Below are 20161 nucleotides of genomic sequence, written 5' to 3'. Positions count from 1 at the left end.
GCCCGCGCCCCGGACCCGTGTCCGCCCGGCGGCGGCCGGCCGGAGGCAGCGGGTGGCTCAGGATGCCGCGCCCTCGTGGCCGACGGTGACGACGATCTTGCCGACCTGCTCGTTGGCCGCCATGTAGCGGTGCGCCTCGGCGATGTCCGCGAGGTCGAAGGTGCGGTCGACGACGGGGTCGAAGGAGCCGGAGGCGAGGCCGGCGTTGACGAACGCGACCGCGCGGCGCAGCCGCTCGGGATCCGTGGTGATCTCGAAGAGGGTGTACGTGCTGCTGTTCAGCGCCGGGAAGGACTGGGCGTTGGGCAGCGGGGTGGGGCGCGGGTCGAGGGCGCCGTAGACCACCAGGAAGCCGCCCGGGGCGATTCCCTGCGCGAGGGTCTCCACGCCGGGTCCCGCGACGGGGTCGAAGGCCAGGCGGACCCCCTCGCCGCCGGTGATCTCCTTGATCCGGGCGGGCAGGTCCTCCTCGTCGGTGACGATCACGTGGGCCGCGCCGGCGTCCAGCAGGCGCTGCTTCTTGCCGGGGCCGCGGGTGGTGGCGATCGGGATCGCGCCGACATGGCGGGCGATCTGGATGGCGGCGAGTCCGACGCTGCTGGAGGCCGCCGTGATCAGGACGTGGTCGCCGGGGCGCACCCGGCCGCTCTCGGCGAGGGGGCCGTAGGCGGTGATGTACGCCATCCACACGGCCGCCGCCCGGACCGGGTCGACGCCGGCCGGGCGGGGCACGACCGCCGAGGCCGGGACGATGACGTGGTCGCCGTACGTGCCGTAGTCGGTCTGCAGGAACTGCGGTACGACCCCCACCGGGTCGCCCTCGGCGAGGCCGGTCACGCCCTCGCCGACCGCCTCGACCACACCGGCGGCCTCGTAGCCGAGCAGCGAGGGGAAGGCCGGGGCGTAGAAGTAGGCGCCCTCGCGGTACATGATCTCGGCGCGGTTCAGGCCGATCGCGTCGACGCGGATCCGGACCTCGCCCGCGCCGGGCGCGCCGACCTCGACCTCGCGGAGGGTGAGGACCTCGGGTCCGCCAATCCGGTCGAACTGAACGAGTCTTGCCATGGTGCATCCGTCCTAAGGGCAGGGATCGGGAGGAGACGCGCCGGGTCGGCCCGACGTCTCCACCCACCCTGCCCCAAGGTTCGATGGCCGTCAAATTTTGAGCACGATCGAAATAAGGTCACCGGCTGTTGCGGGCGGCACCCGCTTCCGCCTCCACCGCCGCGGCGGCCAGGACCGCGGAGAGCAGACCGGGGAACCGCAGTTCCATCTCGTCGGTGCGCAGCGTGTTCATCTTCGTCGTCCCGACGTAGTACTGCCGGATCACACCGGCCTCACGCAGCACGGAGAAGTGGTGCGTCAGCGTCGACAGCGAGACGGGCGCGACGAACGTCCCGCAGCTCAGGTCCTCCCCCGCGCGGACCAGCTGGGACACCACCATGCGCCGCACCGGGTCCACCAGCGCCTCCAGCACCTGCTGGAGCGAGACCTCGGACAGCTCGGGGTGCTCCACGGTGCGGGCGGTGGTGCGGGGGCGGGCCACGGTGACTCCTCGGGGCGGCTGCGGGGCGGTCAAGTCATAGTACGACCGCCTTCACGACCACCTCCGGCCCGAGATCGTCCGGCAGGGCTTCAGGCCTTGCCCGGCAACTCGCCTACGTGCTGGACGATCTCCTCGTTGGTGTAGGCGTGCCCCCCGATGCCCCAGCCGCCGGGCACCGCCTCGGTCAGGGCGACCCAGGTGCGCTCGGCGAGGGAGGGGTCGCCCGCGGCGGCGGCCACCAGTTCCGAGACCTCCCTGACCAGGCCGAACTGCTGCTCCCGGTCGAGGGCACCGGCGTTGGTGGTGACGGTGACGCGCACGTGGTCGTTGCCGCCGCCCGCGGTGGAGAAGGCGTCGGCGTCCAGCTCGTGCACGAACGCGGCGGTGTTGTCCGAGAAGAACGGGATGACCGGGACCTTCTCCCAGCGCATGATCGCCTGCGCGAGGTCCTGGGCAAGAGCCTTGCGGTCCTTGATGGTCCCCTTGGCGGTGTCCGGCACGGGACCGCGGGAGATCCCGTGCCGTGCGTAGTCCGTGCGCGTGGGACGCGTAGGAGCGGGGTGCCGGTACGGCCCCGCGTGGCCGGGTCAGAGGTTGATCATGTGACCGGCGAGACCGTGCAGGGCGTCCTGGACCGCCTCGCTCAGCGTCGGGTGGGCGTGCACGTTCCGGGCGAGTTCATGCACGGTGAGGTCCCACTTCTGGGCGAGGGTCAGCTCGGGCAGGAGTTCCGTGACGTCCGGTCCGATCAGGTGGCCGCCGATCAGTTCGCCGTAGCGGGCGTCGCTGACGAGTTTCACGAACCCGACCGTGTCGCCGAGGCCGTGCGCCTTGGCGTTGGCCGTGAAGGGGAACTTCGCCACCCGTACGTCGAAGCCCTGGGCGCGGGCCTCGGCCTCGGTCCAGCCGAAGCTGGCGATCTGCGGCTGGCAGAACGTGGCGCGGGGGATCATCCGGTAGTCCAGCTCCATGGTCTCCGCACCGGCGATGCTCTCCGCGGCGACGATGCCCATCGCCTCCGCGGTGTGCGCGAGCATCAGCTTCGCCGTGACGTCGCCGATGGCGTAGATGTGCGGCTGGCTGGTACGGCAGTACCCGTCGATGTCGATGGCACCGCGCTCGGTGAGCCGGACCCCGGTGCTGTGCAGGCCGTAGCCGGCCGTCCGCGGATGGAAGCCGGTGGCCTGGAGGACCTTCTCCGCCTCCAGGACCTGCTCCGAGTCGCCGGAGCGGACGGTCACGCGGACGTTGTCCTCGGTCTCCTCGATGGACTGCACGGCGGTGGAGGTCAGGACCCGGATGCCCTGCCGCTTGAAGCGCCGGGTCAGCTCGGCCGAGACCTCCTCGTCCTCCAGCGGGGCGATCCGGTCCAGGAACTCCACCAGCGTGACCTCGACACCGTAGGACCGCAGCAGGTAGGCGAACTCGACGCCGATGGCCCCGGCACCCGCGATGACGATGCTCGACGGGAGGGTCTCGGAGAGGATCTGCTCCTCGTAGGTGACGACGCGGCGGCCCAGCGTCGTACCGGGGAGCAGCTTCACGGTCGCGCCGGTCGCGATGATGCAGGAGCGGAAGGAGAGCGTGGTCTCGCCGTCCTGCATGCGTACCTGGAGGGTGTGCGGGTCGAGGAAGGTGCCCTGCCCGTCGAACTGCTCGATCTTGTTCTTGCGCATGAGGTAGCCGACGCCCTTGACGCGCCCGTCGGCGACCACCCGGCTGCGCTCGTAGGCGGCGCGGTAGTCCAGGGCCACCTCCCCGCTGATCTTCACGCCGAACTTCTCCGCGTCGTGCAGGATCAGCTGGGCGACCTCGGCGTTGCGCAGCAGCGCCTTCGCCGGGATGCAGCCGATGTTCAGACAGACGCCACCCCAGAAGCGGCCCTCCACGACGGCCGTGCGCAGGCCCAGCTGGGCGGCGCGGATCGCGGCCACGTAGCCGCCCGGCCCGGCTCCCAGGACGACGACGTCGAAGTCGGTCTGCATGGCTCCACCTCACCGTTGTGTCGAGTCGGTCTGCTGACTCCACGGTCGCACGATCAGGTCGCGCGATCAGCCGGTCGGGTAGAGAAGATCGAGCGGACCGGACAGCGCGGCGCGGACCCGGCGGGCGGTCTCGTCGACGAGGACCTCGGGTTCGTCGCGGACGATCGCGTCCATGGTCCGCGCGGCCACCTCGGCAGCGTCCGTCTTCGGCTCGTCCACCGCCGCGGTGGCGTCGGTGTCCACCCAGCCGACGTGCACGCCCACGACCAGCGTCCCCTGCTCCCGCAGGGCGACCCGCAGCGCGTTGGTCACCGACCACTGCGCCGCCTTCGACGCGGCATAGCTGGGGAAGCGCCAGGTCGAACGCCACGACGCCACGGACAGCATGTTCACGAGGGCGCCGCCGCCGTTGGCCGCGAGCACCGGCGCAAAGGCCCGCGAGACGGCCCAGGTGCCCAGGTAGTTCACCTCAAGCTCCTGGCGCGCGCCGTCCAGGGAGCCCTCCAGCAGGGGCGGCCCGCCCTGGATGCCCGCGTTGTTGATCACGATGGTCGCGTCGGACGCGGTCCGGGCGGCGGCCGCGATCTGCTCGGGGTCGGTGACGTCGAGGCGGAGCGGCACCGGCCCCGGCTCGGTGAAGTTCTCCGGCCGTCGTACGCCCGCGTACACCTTGGCCGCGCCCCGGGCGAGCAGGGCCCGGCAGAACGCCAGCCCGATCCCCCGGTTGGCTCCGGTCACCAGCGCGACCGATCCCTCGATCTTCATGCTCGGACACCTCGATCCACGGATCACGGCCGCCCGGCCGACGGCCCGGCCCCCCGCTTCATGCTGCGGCCTGGACGGGCCGCTCACCTCCGAAACCGTACCTGTCAGCAGAGTTTCTTCACAAGACTCGCTATCGTGGAGACATGAAACGGACGTCGTTCGCCAAGTGGCCGTGCTCCATCGCACGGACCGTCGACCTGCTGGGTGACCACTGGACACCGCTGGTGGTGCGGGAGGCCTTCTACGGGATCCGCCGCTTCGACGAGTTCCAGCAGGAACTGGGCATCGCCCGCAACACGTTGACCGACCGGCTGCGCCACCTGGTGGACGAGCGGATCCTGGAGAAGCGGCTGTACGAAGCCGAGCCCCCGCGCTACGACTACGTCCTCACCGAGAAGGGCCGCGACCTGTTCGCGGTGCTGGCGGCGATGTCCGCGTGGGGTGACCGGTGGCTGGCCGGGGAGCGGGGCGTGCCCGTGGTCTTCCACCACGAGGCCTGCGACCACGACACCACGCCCGAGGTCGTCTGCGCCCAGTGCCGTACACCGCTCAGGTCCGAGGAGACCTCGATGCGGATGGGGCCCGGCTATCCCGAGCGGCTCAGGGAGCGCCCGGACATCCGCCGGCGGTTCGGCACCGGCTGAGCACGGCACCCGCGGTTGCCCTCTTGACAAGGTAAGTCTCATCTCGCAACCCTGAAGTTCAGACACCTGTACGACAAGGAGGCCGACGGTCTTGGAGTGGACGGGCGCACGCTACGCGGACAAACCCACGGTCGAGGTGCGAACCTGGATCGACGCCCCACCGGCCAGGGTGTGGGCCCTGGTCAGCGACATCGGTCTGATGCCGGACATGAGCGAGGAACTCCGGTCCTGCACCTGGCTGGACGGGGCCGCCGGTCCGGCGGTCGGGGCCAGGTTCGTGGGCCGCAGTGAACACGAGGCGCTCGGGAAGTGGGAGACCACCTCCCATGTGGTCGAGTGCGAGCCGGAGTCGGTGTTCGCCTGGGCGGTGCAGGATCCGTCCGATCCCTCCGCGGTCTGGCGGTTCCGGCTCCGCCCGAAGGACGGCGGGACGGAGCTGTCGGAGTGGATGCAGCTGGGTCCGGGGCGTTCCGGGCTGTCCCTCGCCATCGACCGGATGCCCGACAAGGAGCAGAAGATCGTGTTCGTACGGCTGCGGGAGTTCGAGCGTGGCATCACCGCCACCCTCGCCGAGATCAAGAAGCGGGCGGAGGCGTGATGCGGACGGCCACCACGATCGAGGCCTCGGGCGGCGAACACTGGTCCCGGACGAGCGACTTCGTCGTCGAGGCCGAGAAGCTGGGCCTGGACGTCTGCTGGGTCGCCGAGGCCTGGGGGTCCGACGCGCCCTCCGCGCTCGGCTACTACGCGGCGCTCACCGACCGGATGCTGCTCGGCTCCGGCATCATGCAGCTCGGCACGCGGACGCCGACGGCCGTGGCCCAGACGGCCATCACCCTCTCCAACCTGTCCGGCGGCCGCTTCCTGCTCGGGCTCGGCGCCTCCGGCCCGCAGGTGATCGAGGGGCTGCACGGCATCCCCTTCGCCCGGCCGCTGCGCCGCATGCGCGAGACCGTGGAGATCGTCCGGCAAGTCGTCGCCGGCGGCCGGCTCTCCTACTCCGGCGCCGAGTTCACACTGCCGCTGCCCGGCGGCGAGGCCGTCCCGATGCGGCTGTCGATGCGTGCCGAGCACGACATCCCGGTCTACCTCGCCGCCCTCTCCCCCGCCATGCTGCGGCTGACCGGCGAGGCCGCCGACGGCTGGCTCGGCACCAGCTTCGTCCCCGAGGGCGCCGCCGACGCCTACTTCGCCCACCTCGACGAGGGCCTGGCCCGCAGCGGTCGTACCCGCGCGGACCTGGACGTCTGCCAGGGGGCGGAGGTCGCCTTCGCGGCCGACGAGGAAGCGCTCGGCGCGATGGTCGCCGGACGCAAGAAGGAACTCGCCTTCAGTCTCGGCGGGATGGGGTCGGCGTCCACCAACTTCTACAACAACGCCTACAGCCGCCAGGGCTGGGCCGAGGTCGCTGCCGAGGTGCGCGAGCGCTGGCAGGCCGGCGACCGGGACGGCGCGGCCGGTCTGGTGACCGACGAGATGGTGCTCGGTACGACGCTGGTCGGTACGGAGGCCATGGTGCGCGAGCGCCTCGCGGTCTGGCGCGACGCCGGCGTCGACACCGTCCGCCTCTACCCGGCCGGCGAGACCCTGGAGGACCGGCTCACCACGCTGGGACGGGCGATCGAGCTGGTCCGCGAGGTCGGCGCGAGGGCCTGAGCCCGGCCCGGGTCAGCCGAGGGTGTCACTCCGCCCCGGCTCCTGCCGCTGCCGGTGCTGCTCGTTCCAGAGGTCGGCGAGCTCGCCGAGGGCGCTGCTGACGCGGCGCAGTTCCCAGAACAGGTAGACACCGGCCGCGGCGAACGGGATCCACTGGCCCCAGTGGAAGAGCAGGACCGGCATGTACAGCAGGCCTGCCAAAACGAGGAACTTGACGAGGACCTCGGCCGCGTAGCTCCGTCCGCGTGCGACGACGGCGTGCTCTCCGCGGCCCTGGACCCACTGCAGGCGCGATGTCATGACCACCCCTCCGCCCCTCGGGCTCCGGCAGTCAGTCTCGGGGCGGGAGCGGCACCGCGCCAGGGCCGCCGGAGGAACTCGACATTCTCCACGTGATCATCGCGAGCGGCGGACCGCGTTCCGGACTATCCCGAGGTGAGCCGGTCGCGGTGGGTGGTCAGCTCCCGGCGGGAGTGGACGCCGAGCTTCCGGAACACCTTGCGCAGGCGGCCGGCGATCAGCTCCGAGAGGGCGGTGTGGCCGAGGGCGAGGGCCATCGGGATGGCGGCGCCCTGCCGGCCGGCCTCGGCGTGGGCCGCCAGGCCAGTTCGTGCAGGGTGATGTCGTCGCCGAGGAGGGTGGCGTGCGAACAGGCCGCGGCCAGCAGCTGGAACAGCTCGGGGGCGGTCGGCTCCACCCGCCGTACCGCCCCACCGCCTGCCGGAGCCGCGGGCCCGCTCCGGCGAGCCCTTCGAGGTGCAGCGCGGTGCCGGCGTCCGGCACCACGTCGCCCGTGGTGACCGGCGTCCCGGCGGGCAGCGGCAGGGCGCGGACCGTCTCGGCGACGTCGCGGCGCGTTGCCCCCTCGGGCCAGGGAGCCGCTGATCTGGGCCTGGACGAGCGCCTCGCCCGGTGGATCGTGAAGCACGGCGGCGCGTACGGCCTCGCCCCGTCCCGGATGGCCGTGTGCGGGGACGGCCCGCCGCGCCACCGGGTTCCGGCGCGGCGGGCGCGCGTGTTCGCGGCCGGGGCGCGAGAGCGCCCGCGTGCCCCGGCCCCGTGCGCCGTTCCGCGCGGGTCGCCAACACCGATTCCGCCGGCCTGCGTTAGAGGTCTCGCAGAGCGCCTGTCGCGAAACTCTCGCGGAATTGTCCGTGATCGGTAACGGAGGGATCCGGTGGCCGCCGTCCTCCGTCCTGACGGGTGCACGAGATCGACTCAACGGCACGGATCGGGGCGGACATGGCGCGGCACGGCGGACGGGGATGGTACGGCCAGGTGGTCGCGGCGGCGCTCGGGGTCACGGCCGTGACCGTGGCCGCCTCGCTGTGGACCGCGCAGGCGGGTCCCGTCAGCGGCCCGGCAAAGGCCGGGACCTCGGTGCACCATCCCGCGCCGAAGGCGGCTCCGGCCGCGGTGTCCGTGGAGATCGCGCACGCCTCGGACCGGGGCGCAGGGGGCGTGAACATCACCATCGACGACGGACCGGACCCGGTCTGGACCCCCAAGGTGCTCCAGGTGCTCAAGGAGTACGGCGTGAAGGCCACGTTCTGCATGATCGGACCGCAGGCGAAGGCACACCCGGACCTGGTCAGGGCGGTCGTGGCGGCCGGGCACCGGCTCTGCGACCACACGGTCTCCCACGACGTCACCATGGACACCAAGTCCGAGGCCTACCAGTCCCGGCAGATCCTCGACGCCGAGAGCATGATCACCGAGGCGTCCGGAGGTGTGCGGCCGCTCTACTACCGCGCCCCCGGCGGCGCCTTCACCCCGTACAGCCGCAAGGTCGCAGCCTCCCACGGCATGCGCCCGCTGGGCTGGAACGTCGACTCGAAGGACTTCGAGCGGCCCGGCACGGCCGCCATCGTCGCCACCGTCAAGGAGGAGCTGCCGAACGGGCCGACCGTCCTCTTCCACGACGCCGGCGGCGACCGCTCCGAGACGGTCGACGCCCTGCGCGAGGTGCTTCCGTGGCTGAAGGAACAGGGGTACTCGTTCGGCTTCCCGGTGCGCTGAGCCGGGCCGCTCCCGGAGGCCCGGGTAAATGTTGCGGGGGGCCCGGCGGTGACCGCATATGGGTGGTGTGGGCGGTGCGGCGTCGGGGCCGGCCGCCCGGGGCCGGCGGGAGGTGGACATGTCGGGGCGGGCGCCACGGTGGGTGACGTGGTTGCGCGGCAAGGACCCGGATCTCGCGGCGACCCGGCGGGCCGGGCGTACGGCGCTGGTGATGCCCGCTCTGTTCGCCCTGTGCCACGAGGTGCTGCACTCCCCGACGATGGCGAGCTACGCCGCGTTCGGCTCGTTCTCGATGCTGCTGCTGGTGGACTACTCCGGGCCGATGGTGGAGCGGCTGCGGGCGCAGGCGGCGCTCGCGGTGGCGTGGCTGGTGCTGATCTGCCTCGGCACGCTGGTCGCGCCGTGGCTCTGGCTCTCCGTGGCGGCCACGGTCGTGGTCGGCTTCGCGGTCCTGTTCGCCGGTGTGGTCAGCTCGGTCCTGGCCGGCAGCTCGACGGCGCTGCTGCTGGCCTTCGTGCTGCCGGTGACCGCCCCGGTGCCCTTGTCGCAGCTGCCCGCCCGCCTGGCCGGCGCGGGCCTGGCGGGGGCGGTGTCACTGCCGGCCGTCGCCCTGCTGTGGCCGCGTCCCGTCGCCGACCTGCTCAGCGCTCCGGCTGCGGCCGTCTGCCGGGCCGCAGCCGGGTATCTGCGGATCCGAGCGGACCTGCCGGGGACGGACGGCGCGGGGTCCGACGCCGAGCGGTGCCGGGCGGGGGCCGAGCACACCGCCCGGACCGGCGCGGACCTGCGCGGGGCCTTCGACGCAACGACGTGCCGCCCGACCGGTCTGTCCGCGACCTCGCGTGCCCTGGTCCGGCTGGTGGACCAGCTCACCTGGCTGTGTGCCGTCCTTGTCGACCGGTCCGACTACACCGACGAGCCCCCCGCCTGCGATCCGGCCGCGCACACCGTGCGCCGCGCCGCCGCGCACGTCCTGGAGGCGGCCTGCGATCTGCTCACGGACCTGGGCGGGGACACCGGTCCGCTGCGGACCCGGGAGAACACCCTGCGGGCGGCCCTGGCCGGGATGGAACACAGTTCCACCGTCCAGGTGCCCGCGGAGCAGCCGGGCGGCACCAGCACCGCGGAGGTCTACGGGTTCATCGCCACGCTCGACGTGTCCTTCCGCGCCCAGGAGCTCGGTTTCGCCGTGCTGCAGATCGCCGAGAACGTCGACACGGCGGCCACCGCCTGGCAGCGCAGCTGGCCGGAACGGCTCCTCGGCCTCGAGCCGGGCGCGCTGACCGCGCCCCTCGCGGCCGCGCGGGAACGCGCCGTCGCCCATCTCCAGCCCGACTCGGTGTGGCTGCACAACAGCCTGCGCGGCGCCGTCGGCCTGGGCATCGCCGTGTTCCTGGCCGGGGTGACCGGAGTGGGGCACTCCTTCTGGGTGCTGCTGGGCACCCTGTCCGTGCTCCGCTCCAACGCGCTCAGCACCGGCCAGAACGCCGTCCGCGCCGTCCTCGGCACGGTCGGCGGGTCGGTGGTGGGCGCCGTGCTGCTGCATCTGCTCGGCCACCACGGCACGGCGCTGTGGTTCGTGCTCCCCGTGGCCATCCTGTGCGCCGGGATCGCGCCCGCCGCCATCTCCTTCGCGGCCGGGCAGGCCGCGTTCACCGTGACGCTGGTGGTGCTGTTCAACGTCGGGCAGGACCCGAACTGGCACATCGCCCTGCTGCGCGTCCAGGACATCGTGCTCGGGTGCCTGGTCAGCGTGCTGGTGGCGGTGTTCTTCTGGCCGCGCGGCGCCCGGGGCGCCGTCCACAAGGCACTCGCCGAGGCGTACGACGCCAGCGCCCGTTACCTCGGGCACGCCGTGGACTACGCGCTCGGTCACCGCACTCCCACCGACCCCGATCCGCAGGGCCGGGTGGCGGCGGCCGCGGCCCGCCGCCTCGACGACGCGTTCCGCAACTACCTCGCCGAGCGCGGTGCCAAGCCGCTGTCGCTGTCCTGCGCGACCACTCTGGTCACCGGGGTCGTCGGGCTCCGGCTGGCCGCCGACGCCGTCGTCTCGCTCTGGCAGGGCGAGGACCTGGCGCGTGTCCAGGCCGTCCGGGCCGACGCCCACCGCGCCGTCCTCGGCTCGGCGGCCCTGGTCACCGGCTGGTACCACGACTTCGCCGCGAGCCTCGGGGACGGTACGGCCGTGCCCGACGCCGTCCCGCTGCGGCCCGAGGGGGCGGCGCGGCTCGTGGAGTCCGTCCGCGCCGAACTCAGCGACGGTCAGGGCCGGGCCACCCCCGTCGCGGTCCGGATCATCTGGACCGACGACCACGTCGACGCAGCCCGCCGCCTCCAGCCGGCCCTGTCCGAGGCCGCCAGGGCCCAGGCGAGGTCACAGCACCGCCGGGTGCGGAAGTCACAGCCCGGTCCGACCGCGGCACCGGGGCCGGGCACCGCGTCGTCGCCGCACGGCTCGGAGCGGTGATCCGGACAGGCAGGCTCCCCGTCCCGGTGTCCCGCACCCTGGAACTCGCGCTCCCGCGGCGCCGGCGGCGCCCACCCGGAGGCCGACGCGCCGTCAGCTCGCGCTGCACCCCGACCGACGAATCGACGAGTCACGCACTCGTCGGCCGGTGCAACGGCGTGCCGTCGCGGGCCAGGTATTCAACTGACGGGTCATAAGGTGCCGGGTACCGTCTCTCCATGCCCTCGACCGACGTCACCACACTGATCCGAACCGAGCTGCCGCGCCTGGCCGGCTCCCTGCGGAAGGTGGGCGAGCTGATCCTGGAGGATCCGGCCGCCGTCGCGCACTGTTCGGCCGCGGAGCTGGGCCGCCGCACCGGCACCTCGCAGGCGACCGTCACGCGATTCTGCCGGGCCGTCGGTCTCGACTCCTACCAGCACCTGCTGATCGCGCTCGCGCAGGAGCGGGGCCGCGGCGAGGTCTCCGACTGGGGCACGGCCGAGATCGGTCCGGACATCTCCCCCGACGACAGCCTGGAGCGGGTGGTGAAGGTGGTCGGCACCGCGGACCTGCGGGCCGTCCAGCAGACCCTGGACCGGATCGACCTGGACGCGGTCGAGCGGGCCGCGCAGGCGATTGCCCGGGCCCGCAGGATCGACGTCTACGGCGTGGGCGGCAGCGGCGCGGTGGCGCAGGAGACCGAGACCCGGCTGTTCCGGATCGGCTGTTCGGTACGCGGCTGGACCGAGGTGCACGCCGCGGTCACCTCCGCCGCGCTGCTCACCCCCGCCGACGTCGCGCTCGGCATCTCGCACTCCGGGTCGACCCGCGAGACGACCGAGCCGTTCGAGACGGCCAGGGAGCGTGGCGCGACCACGATCGCCATCACCGCCGACCCGCGTTCCCCGCTGGCCCGCGCCGCCGGCATCCGGCTCATCTCGTCCACCCCGGAGACCAGCTTCCCCACCGGCATCATCGGCGCCCGCCACTCGGTGCTGCTGCTCGTCGACTGCCTCTACGTCCGGGTCGCCCAGCTCACGTACCAACGGGCCAGCGCCGCACTGGCGTTGACCGACCACATCGCCGGGCAGCACGCGGTGAAGGCCCGGCGATCGCACTGAGCCGGTGACCTCCTGCGAAACCGCTTGCCACCGCGAGGACTCGCCCCCGCATCGCCTCGGGCACGGTCAGCGCGTTGCCCGGGCCGGCCTCGCCCTCCCCGCGGACCCGCCCGTCACGCGCGTCCGCGCGGACGGCACGGGTCCGGGTGCCGCCGGCGTCGATCCCGACGACCCACCCGCCGCTCCGGTTCGCGGCACTCATCGGGGCTCATGGTGGCCTCCTGAGCCCGCTGCGGCGGGGGTGTGAGCATCCGCACTCCCGCCGGCATTGCGCCGGCCGGGCCGGCACGCAAGAGTGTTCCAACTGTCCCACCCGTCAAGCCAGACACTTCCGTCGACCGCCGCACACGGTGGCCCGGGCGAAGAGGAAGAGAAGCGCGTGAGCCGCATAACGGTCCGGGGGATCGCGGTGGCGTCGGCCACCGCGGTCACCGCTGTCGGAAGTGTCGTCGGTGTCGCCTCGGGCAGCAGCGCGCAGAACAACGACGCGGAGGCGACGGCGGCCGACGCCACCCTCCTCACGGACCTGCCCGCGGGGCAGCAGGCCCGGGTGCAGACCACGTCGCTGACCCAGCAGGCCGAGGCCATGGCGGTGCAGGCGGACGCGAGCGCCCGGAAGGACGCCGAACAGGCCGCCCGGACCGCGGCGGCCAAGGCCGCCGAGGCCAAGAAGGCCGCGGCCGAGGAACGGGCAGCGGCCAAGGCCGCGGCCGGTGACCCCGCCGCCAGTTTCCCCGTGCGGAGTTCCTACACCGTGGCGCAGATCAAGGCGATGGCCATGGAGATCGTGGGCAGCGGCCAGTTCCAGTGCTTCAGCAACATCGTGGATCACGAGTCCACCTGGAACTACCTCGCGGTGAACCCTTCTTCCGGCGCCTACGGCCTCGTCCAGGCCCTGCCGGGCAACAAGATGGCCTCCGTGGCCGCCGACTGGCAGACCAATCCGGCCACGCAGATCAAGTGGGGTCTCAACTACATGAACACCACGTACGGCAGCCCCTGCCAGGCCTGGGCGTTCTGGCAGGTCCACCACGCCTACTGAGCCCTGCCGAGGCAGCGCCGGGCGGTCACCTCGCGACCGTGCCCAGAGCCGAGGACCCTCCCCTGGTCTCCGCCCACGCCGTCACCGGTGACCACAGGCCCCGGCGCCAAGGCTCCTACGCGGCACCGGAGTTGCGGGCGATCGTCGGCGCTCAGGACTGTGGCCCGGCGGAGCGGCCGGGGCGTCGGGTGAATCTGCGGATACCCCGGCGTGTGGGGCTGAGGGGCGTGTCCTCGGGGGCGATCGGGCCCTGGCCCGCCGCGACGGCCGGTGCCGTGGCCGGGGCCGGCAGTGAGCGGGGGCCCCGTTCGAGCCGGCTCCGGACGGCTCGGGCCATGGCCTGGTGGGAGGGTTCCAGCGGGATGCCCTCCGTGGCCAGGTGTTCCCACATGTGCAGCAGTTCCTGCCCTCGGGTGGCGACCTGGCCGTCGTCCGTCAGGCGCTGCCACGCCGCGGTGGCGCGGGCCACCTCGGGGGCCGCGCGGTTCAGGTCGGTGCGGCAGCGGATGCGGGCGACGGTCAGCGCGAGCACGGTGGAGAGCATGTAGTCGCCGCGCTGGTAGGCGAGGTACGCCTCGATCGCCCGTGCCTCGAGCGAGAGTTCGTCCTCGGCGCCCCTGCGCAGGGTGAGGTGTTCCCGCAGGGCGCTGGCGAGGACGGACGCGGCGTGCAGCTCCCCGCGCTGCGCGTGCTGGATGATGCGTTCGACGCGGGCGAGCGGCGGGAACGCCTCCTCCTCCGCGGCGGTGCGCTCGCGCCCGGGCGGCAGGTCCTCCTCGTCGGCGATGGTCCGGCTGGAGCCGTCGGGGTAGACCCGCAGCCGCGCCACCTGCAGCACACTGCGGTCGATGACGGTCGCCGCCACCGGGGCGCCCAGGGTGCGGGCGAACATGGCGACCGCGTCGAGGATCGCCTCGTTGGGGGGCCGGGTGCCGCCCATCTCCAGCAGATGGCCGTTGACGACCGTCGAGCCGTCCTCGGCCACGTAGGCGTCGAGGCGGATCAGCGGGGGTGCGCTCAGCGCGGGCAGGTTTCCCTCGTTGCGGGGGGTCAGTGAGGAGGTCATCCGCTCAGACTCCGGGTCGGACGACACCGAGGATGGGCATGGAGGCGGCCGGTGCGGTCGTGACCGTCCGTCCGGGCCGCGGGGCGTGGACGATCTGTCCGTCGCCTATGTACATGCCCACGTGGGTGGCGTCGTAGTAGATGATCAGGTCGCCGGGCTGCACGGAGGACAGGCTGACCCGGGTCAGCCCCTGCCACTGCGCCTGCGAGGTGCGGGGTATGGGGTGCCCGGCCGCCGCCCACGCGGTGGAGGTCAGCCCCGAGCAGTCGTACGACGAGGGGCCCACGGCGCCCCACACGTACGGTTTGCCGATCTGTGCCAGGGCGAAGTCGACGGCTTTCGCGGCCGCTCCGCTCGCCTTCGTCCGGCCACGGACCGAACCGGTACCGGTCGAGGTGCTGCCGCCGGAACCGGGTCCCGTCCACCTGGCCTCGGCCTCCTTCGCCTCCTCCTTCTCCAACTGGGCGAGTTTGCGGGTCTGTTCCTTCTTCAGGCCCGCCTCGATCTGTTCGGCCTCGGCGATCTTCTTCTCGATCTTCTGCTTCGCCTCGGCCTTGTCCGCGCGGGTGTTCTTCAGTTCCCGCAGCTTCTCCGCGGCGGCCTCCGTCTGCCGGCTCAGCTGCGCGCGGGCGTTCGCCTGGTTCTCGGACACGGTCACCACGTCGCGCAGGGCCTGCCGGGCCTGGGCCGCGTCGTCCAGGGCGTGCTCGGGGTGGTCGCCGAGCAGGAGTTGGAGGCTTGTGGAGTCGAGATTGCCGCCGCGGTACTGCGTGCGGGCGGCCGCACCCGCGAGTTCGTGCAGGTCGGCGAGCTTGCTCTCGGTGCGGGCCAGGTCCGTGTGGAGCGACGCGAGCCGCTTCTCCTGCTCGGCCGCCTTCACGCCCGCCGCGTCGTAGGCCTCGGTCGCCACCTCCGCCTGCCGGTAGAGGCCGTTCAGCTCGTTCTGGATGTCCTCGATCGACTTGTCGTTGCGCGGATCCGGTTCGCCGGGGGTTGCGTAACTCGGGCCGGGTAACACGGCGATCGCGCAGACGATGGCTGCGGTGGCGGCCCGGCTCCGCAGCCGTCCGCCACGGGTCGACACGTTCATCGGCTCCATCTTCAGAGGTCACATGCGGGTGGCCCGGACGGCCGGCTCTCCCGTCGCAGCCGTCATCACGGCTCCCACGGGGAACTGTTCGATTCCTGAACACATTACCCCGCCACGAACGGCCCGCCTCTGTACCCCCGGGCGTGTCAACCTGCCCGCAAGCGCCTTCTGCACCACGGCCGGACACCGCAGGTGCGCCCGGGCACGGCACCGGCGAGGGGGAACTTCCGCACGGGAGAGGCCACTTGCCCTCTCCTCATTCACCCGATCGAGGTCACCCCTGCACGGCATGCCGTACTCCTGGCCGACCATTCCGTTCCGAAACGGTCTGCCCGGCCAGGAGAACGGACAGTGCGAAGTGCCCCCGAGACCACCGGTGTTGTCCTCGCAGCCGTGGCCGGTGTGCCGTCCGGCTAGCCGCACGTCAGCGTCGGAGTCCCCCAGTCGCCGTGGTCGTTGCCGTTGCCGTCGCCGGCGTCGCCGACCTTCAGGTCGAGCACCTGGGCGCCGCTGACGTCGACGTCCATCGGCACCGCGGCCTGTTTGCCGCGGATCGTCGGCGTGGTCACCAGGGTCCTGCCGTCGGCGATCACGGAGAACGTCACCGTTCCCGCGCCGCCGGTCTCGTCGTCGACGCCGACCTGCGCCGTCAGCCGGGAACACCGCCCGGCGAGATAGAGCTGGACGTCGCTGACCGAGTTGGTGCCCAGCCCCTTGGCGTAGCCGACGCCGGCGACGGTGATCGGACGGCCGTCCCCGGCCGCCTGCTCGCCGACGCTGGTGTCGCGTTCCACCGGGCCCCACCCGTTGGTGGACGACAGGAACGGCAGGTCGCTCACCGCGCTCTGCCCGGCCGGCGGGGCCGGCGGGATCCCGCGGACGATGCGCTCGTCACTGCCGGTGGTCTGCCGTCCGCTCTGTACGTAGTGCACGGTGGTGGTGAGCGCCGAGGCGGAAGGGAGGGTCCCGTCCGGCGGCTTGACCGTCCAGGTGAAGGTGGCCGATCCGCCCGGTCGTACCCGCTCGACCGAGTCCGGGCTCGTGGCGGTCACGGTCCAGCCGTCGGGGGCGGAGAGCGCAGCCGTCAGGCGGGAGGCGGACGGCCGGTCCCCCGGCACCCGTACCGACGTCTCGGCCGTGAAGGCCTGGGCGGACTGCGCGGTGTCCGGCACGGCCAGGGTGACGTCCGCCCCCGGGCGCTGCGGCATCGCGTACTTCCCGGCGTCGTAGCGGGGGCTGTCGTTCTGCGCGACCCGCAGGGACGAGGCGTAGCTGCCGTAGTCGGTGAGGGAGACCTTCCCGAGGCCGCCGGTGGTGCCGTCCAGGTTCCAGACGGCGATGGCGATGCCGTTGTGGCCGTTGGGGTTGAGGATGCCGTTGGGCACGGGGAAGGTGTGCTGGGGGCCCAGGTAGTTGACGTAGTTGCCGACCTGCCAGCCGTTCACGAAGATCGTGGCACGGTACTTGCGGGACGGGTCGTCGGTGAACGTCAGACCGATGGAGGTGTCCTGACCGTGCGGCAGGTCCAGGTCGGCGTCGGTGCGGTACCAGGAGACGCCGGGGCGGGTGTCGGTCGCCGGCAGTGACACCTGGTCCCAGGTGCGGTCCGGGTAGCCGGGCAGGGACCAGCCCGCGCGTTCGCCGTACAGGCCGCCCGTGGCGAGCGCACCGCGCACGGTGTCCTGGAGGTCCTCACCGCCCCGTACGCCCTGCACCCGCCAGGTGACGGAGGTCAGCGGGGCCCCGGTGAGGGAGGCGCTGGTCAGGCCGCGGGCGGTCTTGTTGCCGTTGGTCGAGTTGTAGTCCTCCTCGTGTCCCATGTTCACGGTGAGCACGGAGATGACGTTGTCGCCCTCGGCGTTCACCGAACCTGCGGGGAAGGTGAAGTCGGCGCTGCCGGTGGTGGAGCTGCCCAGGAAGGTGCCGTTGAGCCAGGCGGAGAACGCCTGCGCGCCGCCGCCGGAGTCCGAGACCAGGTGGACGCCGGTCTCCTTGCCGGTGGCGCGGAAGCGCCCGCGGTACCAGGTGTTGCCGGTGTGGAAGCCGTAGTCGTCCGCGTAGAGCACCGGCCCGGCGTCACTGCCGGAGACGCTGTTGGTGGTCGTCCTGTCGGCCACCTGCCAGCCGGTGTCGTCGAAGCCGGGGGCCGCTTCGGGCGACTCCTCGGCGTGCTTCCAGTTCGTCAGTTCCGGCAGGTGGACCGGGGCGGCCGTCGGGATCGTCCCGGTGCGGCTCGCCGTGCCGGTGGCCGCACCGCGCACCGTCCTGCCGTTCCAGGTGACCCGGTCCGCGGCGGTGAACACCTCGATGTCCTTGTCGTCTGCGTTGTCGCCGGTGAGCGCCACGGTGCGGCCGCCGTCCAGGCTGCTCGCCGTGCGCAGCAGGTGGGTGCCGCGCACCAGCACCGGACCGGTCGCCGTGTCCTGGCGCCAGAAGGTCTCCGCCGTGGCCTTGTCGCCGGCGAGCAGCAGGAGCGGGCGCTTCCCGTCGCCGCTGACGCTGATCCGGATCAGGCCCTTGTGCGTGTAGTCGAGGCGCAGGTCGCCGGTGGCCGCGTCCCAGGTGGTGGTGACCGTGCCGCCGGTGGCGGTCACGGTGGGCTCGGTGGCGTAGCGCAGCACGGTCTCGCCGTCGCTGCCCGCGTCGCCGTAGAGCACGGCGACGTCCCGGTCGCCGATCGTCGCGCTGGTCATGATCTCCGACGTCGAGTACTGCAACTGGGAGTCACCGAGCCGGTAGTTCGCGACGATCACGTGCGAGTCGCGGCCGTCCAGGGTGATCGCGGTGCCGGGCTGCTGGGGCACGACCGGGTAGGTCGGCTCGGCGGCGGAGTCGCCCGTCGGTACGTCGATGGCGTCGACGGCCACGTAGTTGTCCGTCGAGGCCGAGCTGTGGGTGCCGTCGACGACGATCTTCAGGGTGTGCGCCCCCGGCGTGAGGCCGGTCTTCTGGAAGAGCACGGCCTGGTTCTCGCCACCGGAGTCGTCCACCGTCGCCGCCTTCGTGCCGTCGAGGTACACGTCGGCGTAGCCGTGGTTGTTCGTCTTCGAGCCGATCCAACGGATCGCGGTGCCCTCGAAGGGGACGGTGAGCGAGTCGCCGGCCCTGTTGGAGAACGACTCGGTGTGCTTGTAGTCGCCGCCGGTGTAGCTGGTGTTGGCGACGTGCGACCACGAACCGGCGTACTGGAGCGCGGAGTCGGGGTCGTCCCAGGTGTAGGTGGTGTCCGCGGCCGGCTGGGCGTTGAAGTCGAGTGAGATGTGCGTCCTGTCGACCGCGGTGGACGTGGAGTTGCCGTGCCGCAGGACGTGGAACTGGGTCTTCGTGCCGGGGTTCATCCGGGCGGTGTCGACGATCGCGGAGTCGTCCGGCGGGGTGGCCCTGATCGCCTCGGTCCTGGTCAGCGGGGCGACGGACTGGGTGAAGTACCCGATCAGCTTGTCCTCGTAGTACTTCGGGTCGAGCTGCCGGGTCTCGCGGATCGCGGCCCCGTAGTCGTACGACGTGTAGTTCTCCGGCATGCCCAGCCAGCCCCAGTTGGTGCCGCCGTAGGTCATGTAGAAGCTCTGCGCGGTGGCGCCGACGGCGATGTTCTGCTTGTAGAAGACGTCGGCGAACTGGTCGTTGATCAGCTGGGCACACTTGTCGTAGCCCGGTCCGCCCCAGGGGTCGAAGGCGCCCCCCTGGAACTCCGGGGAGTAGAGCGGCTTTCCGGCGGGGTGGTCGTAGCTGATGTCGGGGACGCCGTTCCACTTCGCGGGGTTGGAGCAGTCGAAGCCCTGCGGGTAGGAGTCGGGGCCGTCGACGTCGAGGGCGCCGGTGCCGGAGTTGAAGGTGCCGTTGTTGTTGCCGGTCAGCGGGACCGTGATGCCGTCGGCACGGGCCTTGTCCTCCAGGTGCTGCATGTAGGAGCGGCCGGCGGCGGAGCCGTTGTAGTACTCGTTCTCGACCTGGTAGGCGATGACAGACCCGGTTCCGTTGGTCAGTTGGTGGCGGGCGATGATGCGGTCGATCTGCGTCAGCCATTCATCGGCGTACTTCAGGAACCGCGGGTCGTCGCTGCGGTTGTTCCCGGCCTTGGTGGTCAGCCAGCCGGGCAGGCCGCCGCTGTCGACCTCCGCGTTGATGTACGGCGCCGGGCGGGCGATGACGTAGAGCCCCGCCTCCTGGGCCATGTCGAGGAGCTTGTCGACGTCCCGGACCCCGGTGAAGTCGTACACGCCCGGCTTCGGCGAGTGGTAGCCCCAGTCGAAGTACAGCGAGGTGGAGTTGAACCCGGCGGCCTTCATCTTCTGGAAGATGTCCCGCCACAGGTCCGGGCTCGGCAGCCGGAAGTAGTGGAACTCGCCGGACCACAGGTAGGTGCGCTTGCCGTCGACGAGGAACGAGTAGCCGTCCAGGCTCACCGTGTGCGCCTGCGGGGCCGCGGCGGTGGCGGCGGTTGCCGCAGTCGCGGCGGTCGCCTGCCCGCCGGCGTCCTGTGCCGCCGCGGCGGGGGCGATCACGCCCGCCGCCAGGGCGATGGTCGCGGCAGCCGCGAGGACGGGCCGCCACCATCGGCGCCCACCGGGTCTCGCCGTTTCTGAACCGATCCGATCACTCCGCACCGCGGCCTCCAGACCGACTGAGCAATCAACACCAAACAGACTCGGGCAAAGTCGAACAGTAAGGGGGCGCAAGGCTCAACACAATGGGGCGGGAGAGCACAGTCGAGGTGTCCTGCGGCGAGGCGGGCGCGTGAACGGCGGGTCAGCCCCGCCCGGCCTGCCCAGTGG

17 protein-coding genes are annotated in these 20161 nt (G+C 72.2%); 7 read left to right on the top strand and 10 right to left on the bottom strand.

What is annotated here, in order from left to right; genetic code table 11:
• Positions 1-57 precede the first annotated feature (57 nt).
• The 5 genes from ACFY0K_RS04205 to ACFY0K_RS04185 form a co-directional block, all read right to left on the bottom strand.
• Complete coding sequence (locus tag ACFY0K_RS04205) at positions 58-1065, bottom strand: zinc-dependent alcohol dehydrogenase family protein (protein ID WP_390638496.1); 1008 nt, start codon at positions 1063-1065, stop codon at positions 58-60.
• Between the two features lie 118 nt (positions 1066-1183).
• Positions 1184-1546, bottom strand: coding sequence for an ArsR/SmtB family transcription factor (locus ACFY0K_RS04200; RefSeq protein ID WP_390638495.1), 363 nt, complete (start codon positions 1544-1546; stop codon positions 1184-1186).
• Between the two features lie 89 nt (positions 1547-1635).
• Complete coding sequence (locus ACFY0K_RS04195; protein WP_390638494.1) at positions 1636-2046, bottom strand: 4-oxalocrotonate tautomerase family protein; 411 nt, start codon at positions 2044-2046, stop codon at positions 1636-1638.
• An 87-nt stretch (positions 2047-2133) separates the two neighbouring features.
• The gene (lpdA, locus tag ACFY0K_RS04190) at positions 2134-3531 is read right to left on the bottom strand and encodes a dihydrolipoyl dehydrogenase (RefSeq protein ID WP_390638493.1); all 1398 of its coding nucleotides are present in this window, start codon (positions 3529-3531) and stop codon (positions 2134-2136) included.
• Positions 3532-3597: 66 nt separating this feature from the next.
• The gene (locus ACFY0K_RS04185) at positions 3598-4296 is read right to left on the bottom strand and encodes an SDR family oxidoreductase (protein WP_390638492.1); all 699 of its coding nucleotides are present in this window, start codon (positions 4294-4296) and stop codon (positions 3598-3600) included.
• 143 nt (positions 4297-4439) lie between these two features.
• Here ACFY0K_RS04185 and ACFY0K_RS04180 point away from each other — a divergent pair, with 143 nt between their 5' ends.
• The 3 genes from ACFY0K_RS04180 to ACFY0K_RS04170 all read left to right on the top strand — a co-directional run bounded on the left by ACFY0K_RS04180 (position 4440) and on the right by ACFY0K_RS04170 (position 6596).
• Complete coding sequence (locus tag ACFY0K_RS04180; RefSeq protein WP_351962199.1) at positions 4440-4940, top strand: helix-turn-helix domain-containing protein; 501 nt, start codon at positions 4440-4442, stop codon at positions 4938-4940.
• Between the two features lie 91 nt (positions 4941-5031).
• Positions 5032-5538 carry an SRPBCC family protein gene (locus ACFY0K_RS04175; RefSeq protein WP_351962200.1) on the top strand — a complete coding sequence of 169 codons (507 nt, stop codon included), beginning with the start codon at positions 5032-5034 and terminating at the stop codon, positions 5536-5538.
• On the top strand, positions 5538-6596 hold the full coding sequence (locus ACFY0K_RS04170) for an LLM class flavin-dependent oxidoreductase (RefSeq protein WP_390638491.1): 1059 nt from the start codon (positions 5538-5540) through the stop codon (positions 6594-6596). The genes ACFY0K_RS04175 and ACFY0K_RS04170 overlap by 1 nt, the downstream gene beginning before the upstream one ends.
• 12 nt (positions 6597-6608) lie before the next feature.
• Here the strand turns inward: ACFY0K_RS04170 and ACFY0K_RS04165 are convergent, their stop codons facing one another.
• Together ACFY0K_RS04165 and ACFY0K_RS04160 are read right to left on the bottom strand one after the other, a co-directional pair.
• Entirely contained in the window at positions 6609-6896 is a 288-nt protein-coding gene (locus ACFY0K_RS04165) for a hypothetical protein (protein WP_390638490.1), read from the bottom strand.
• Positions 6897-7021: 125 nt separating this feature from the next.
• Positions 7022-7153, bottom strand: coding sequence for a hypothetical protein (locus ACFY0K_RS04160; protein ID WP_390638489.1), 132 nt, complete (start codon positions 7151-7153; stop codon positions 7022-7024).
• 685 nt (positions 7154-7838) lie between these two features.
• On the opposite strand from ACFY0K_RS04160, the gene ACFY0K_RS04155 reads away from it, so the two are divergent.
• The 4 genes from ACFY0K_RS04155 to ACFY0K_RS04140 all read left to right on the top strand — a co-directional run bounded on the left by ACFY0K_RS04155 (position 7839) and on the right by ACFY0K_RS04140 (position 13230).
• Positions 7839-8615 carry a polysaccharide deacetylase family protein gene (locus ACFY0K_RS04155; RefSeq protein ID WP_390638488.1) on the top strand — a complete coding sequence of 259 codons (777 nt, stop codon included), beginning with the start codon at positions 7839-7841 and terminating at the stop codon, positions 8613-8615.
• Positions 8616-8757: 142 nt separating this feature from the next.
• On the top strand, positions 8758-11085 hold the full coding sequence (locus tag ACFY0K_RS04150) for an FUSC family protein (protein ID WP_390638487.1): 2328 nt from the start codon (positions 8758-8760) through the stop codon (positions 11083-11085).
• Between the two features lie 218 nt (positions 11086-11303).
• Positions 11304-12188 (top strand): MurR/RpiR family transcriptional regulator, encoded by an 885-nt coding sequence (locus ACFY0K_RS04145; protein WP_390638486.1) that lies wholly within the window; start codon positions 11304-11306, stop codon positions 12186-12188.
• 379 nt (positions 12189-12567) lie between these two features.
• A complete protein-coding gene (locus tag ACFY0K_RS04140; protein ID WP_390638485.1) occupies positions 12568-13230 on the top strand; it encodes a transglycosylase SLT domain-containing protein in 663 nt (220 codons plus the stop codon).
• 151 nt (positions 13231-13381) lie between these two features.
• On the opposite strand, the gene ACFY0K_RS04135 is transcribed toward ACFY0K_RS04140, so the two are convergent.
• The 3 genes from ACFY0K_RS04135 to ACFY0K_RS04125 all read right to left on the bottom strand — a co-directional run bounded on the left by ACFY0K_RS04135 (position 13382) and on the right by ACFY0K_RS04125 (position 19993).
• A complete protein-coding gene (locus tag ACFY0K_RS04135; RefSeq protein WP_390638484.1) occupies positions 13382-14296 on the bottom strand; it encodes a hypothetical protein in 915 nt (304 codons plus the stop codon).
• Between the two features lie 4 nt (positions 14297-14300).
• The gene (locus tag ACFY0K_RS04130) at positions 14301-15386 is read right to left on the bottom strand and encodes an NlpC/P60 family protein (RefSeq protein ID WP_390638483.1); all 1086 of its coding nucleotides are present in this window, start codon (positions 15384-15386) and stop codon (positions 14301-14303) included.
• A gap of 413 nt (positions 15387-15799) precedes the next feature.
• Positions 15800-19993, bottom strand: a complete 4194-nt coding sequence (locus ACFY0K_RS04125; RefSeq protein ID WP_390638482.1) for a beta-galactosidase — start codon at positions 19991-19993, stop codon at positions 15800-15802.
• Positions 19994-20161: the final 168 nt, after the last annotated feature.

Source organism: Streptomyces sp. NPDC001507 (genome assembly GCF_042894765.1).
In the GTDB taxonomy this organism is placed as follows: domain Bacteria; phylum Actinomycetota; class Actinomycetes; order Streptomycetales; family Streptomycetaceae; genus Streptomyces.
The sequence above is the reverse complement of the archived record's forward strand: the minus strand, read 5'-3'. Positions and strand labels throughout refer to the sequence as shown.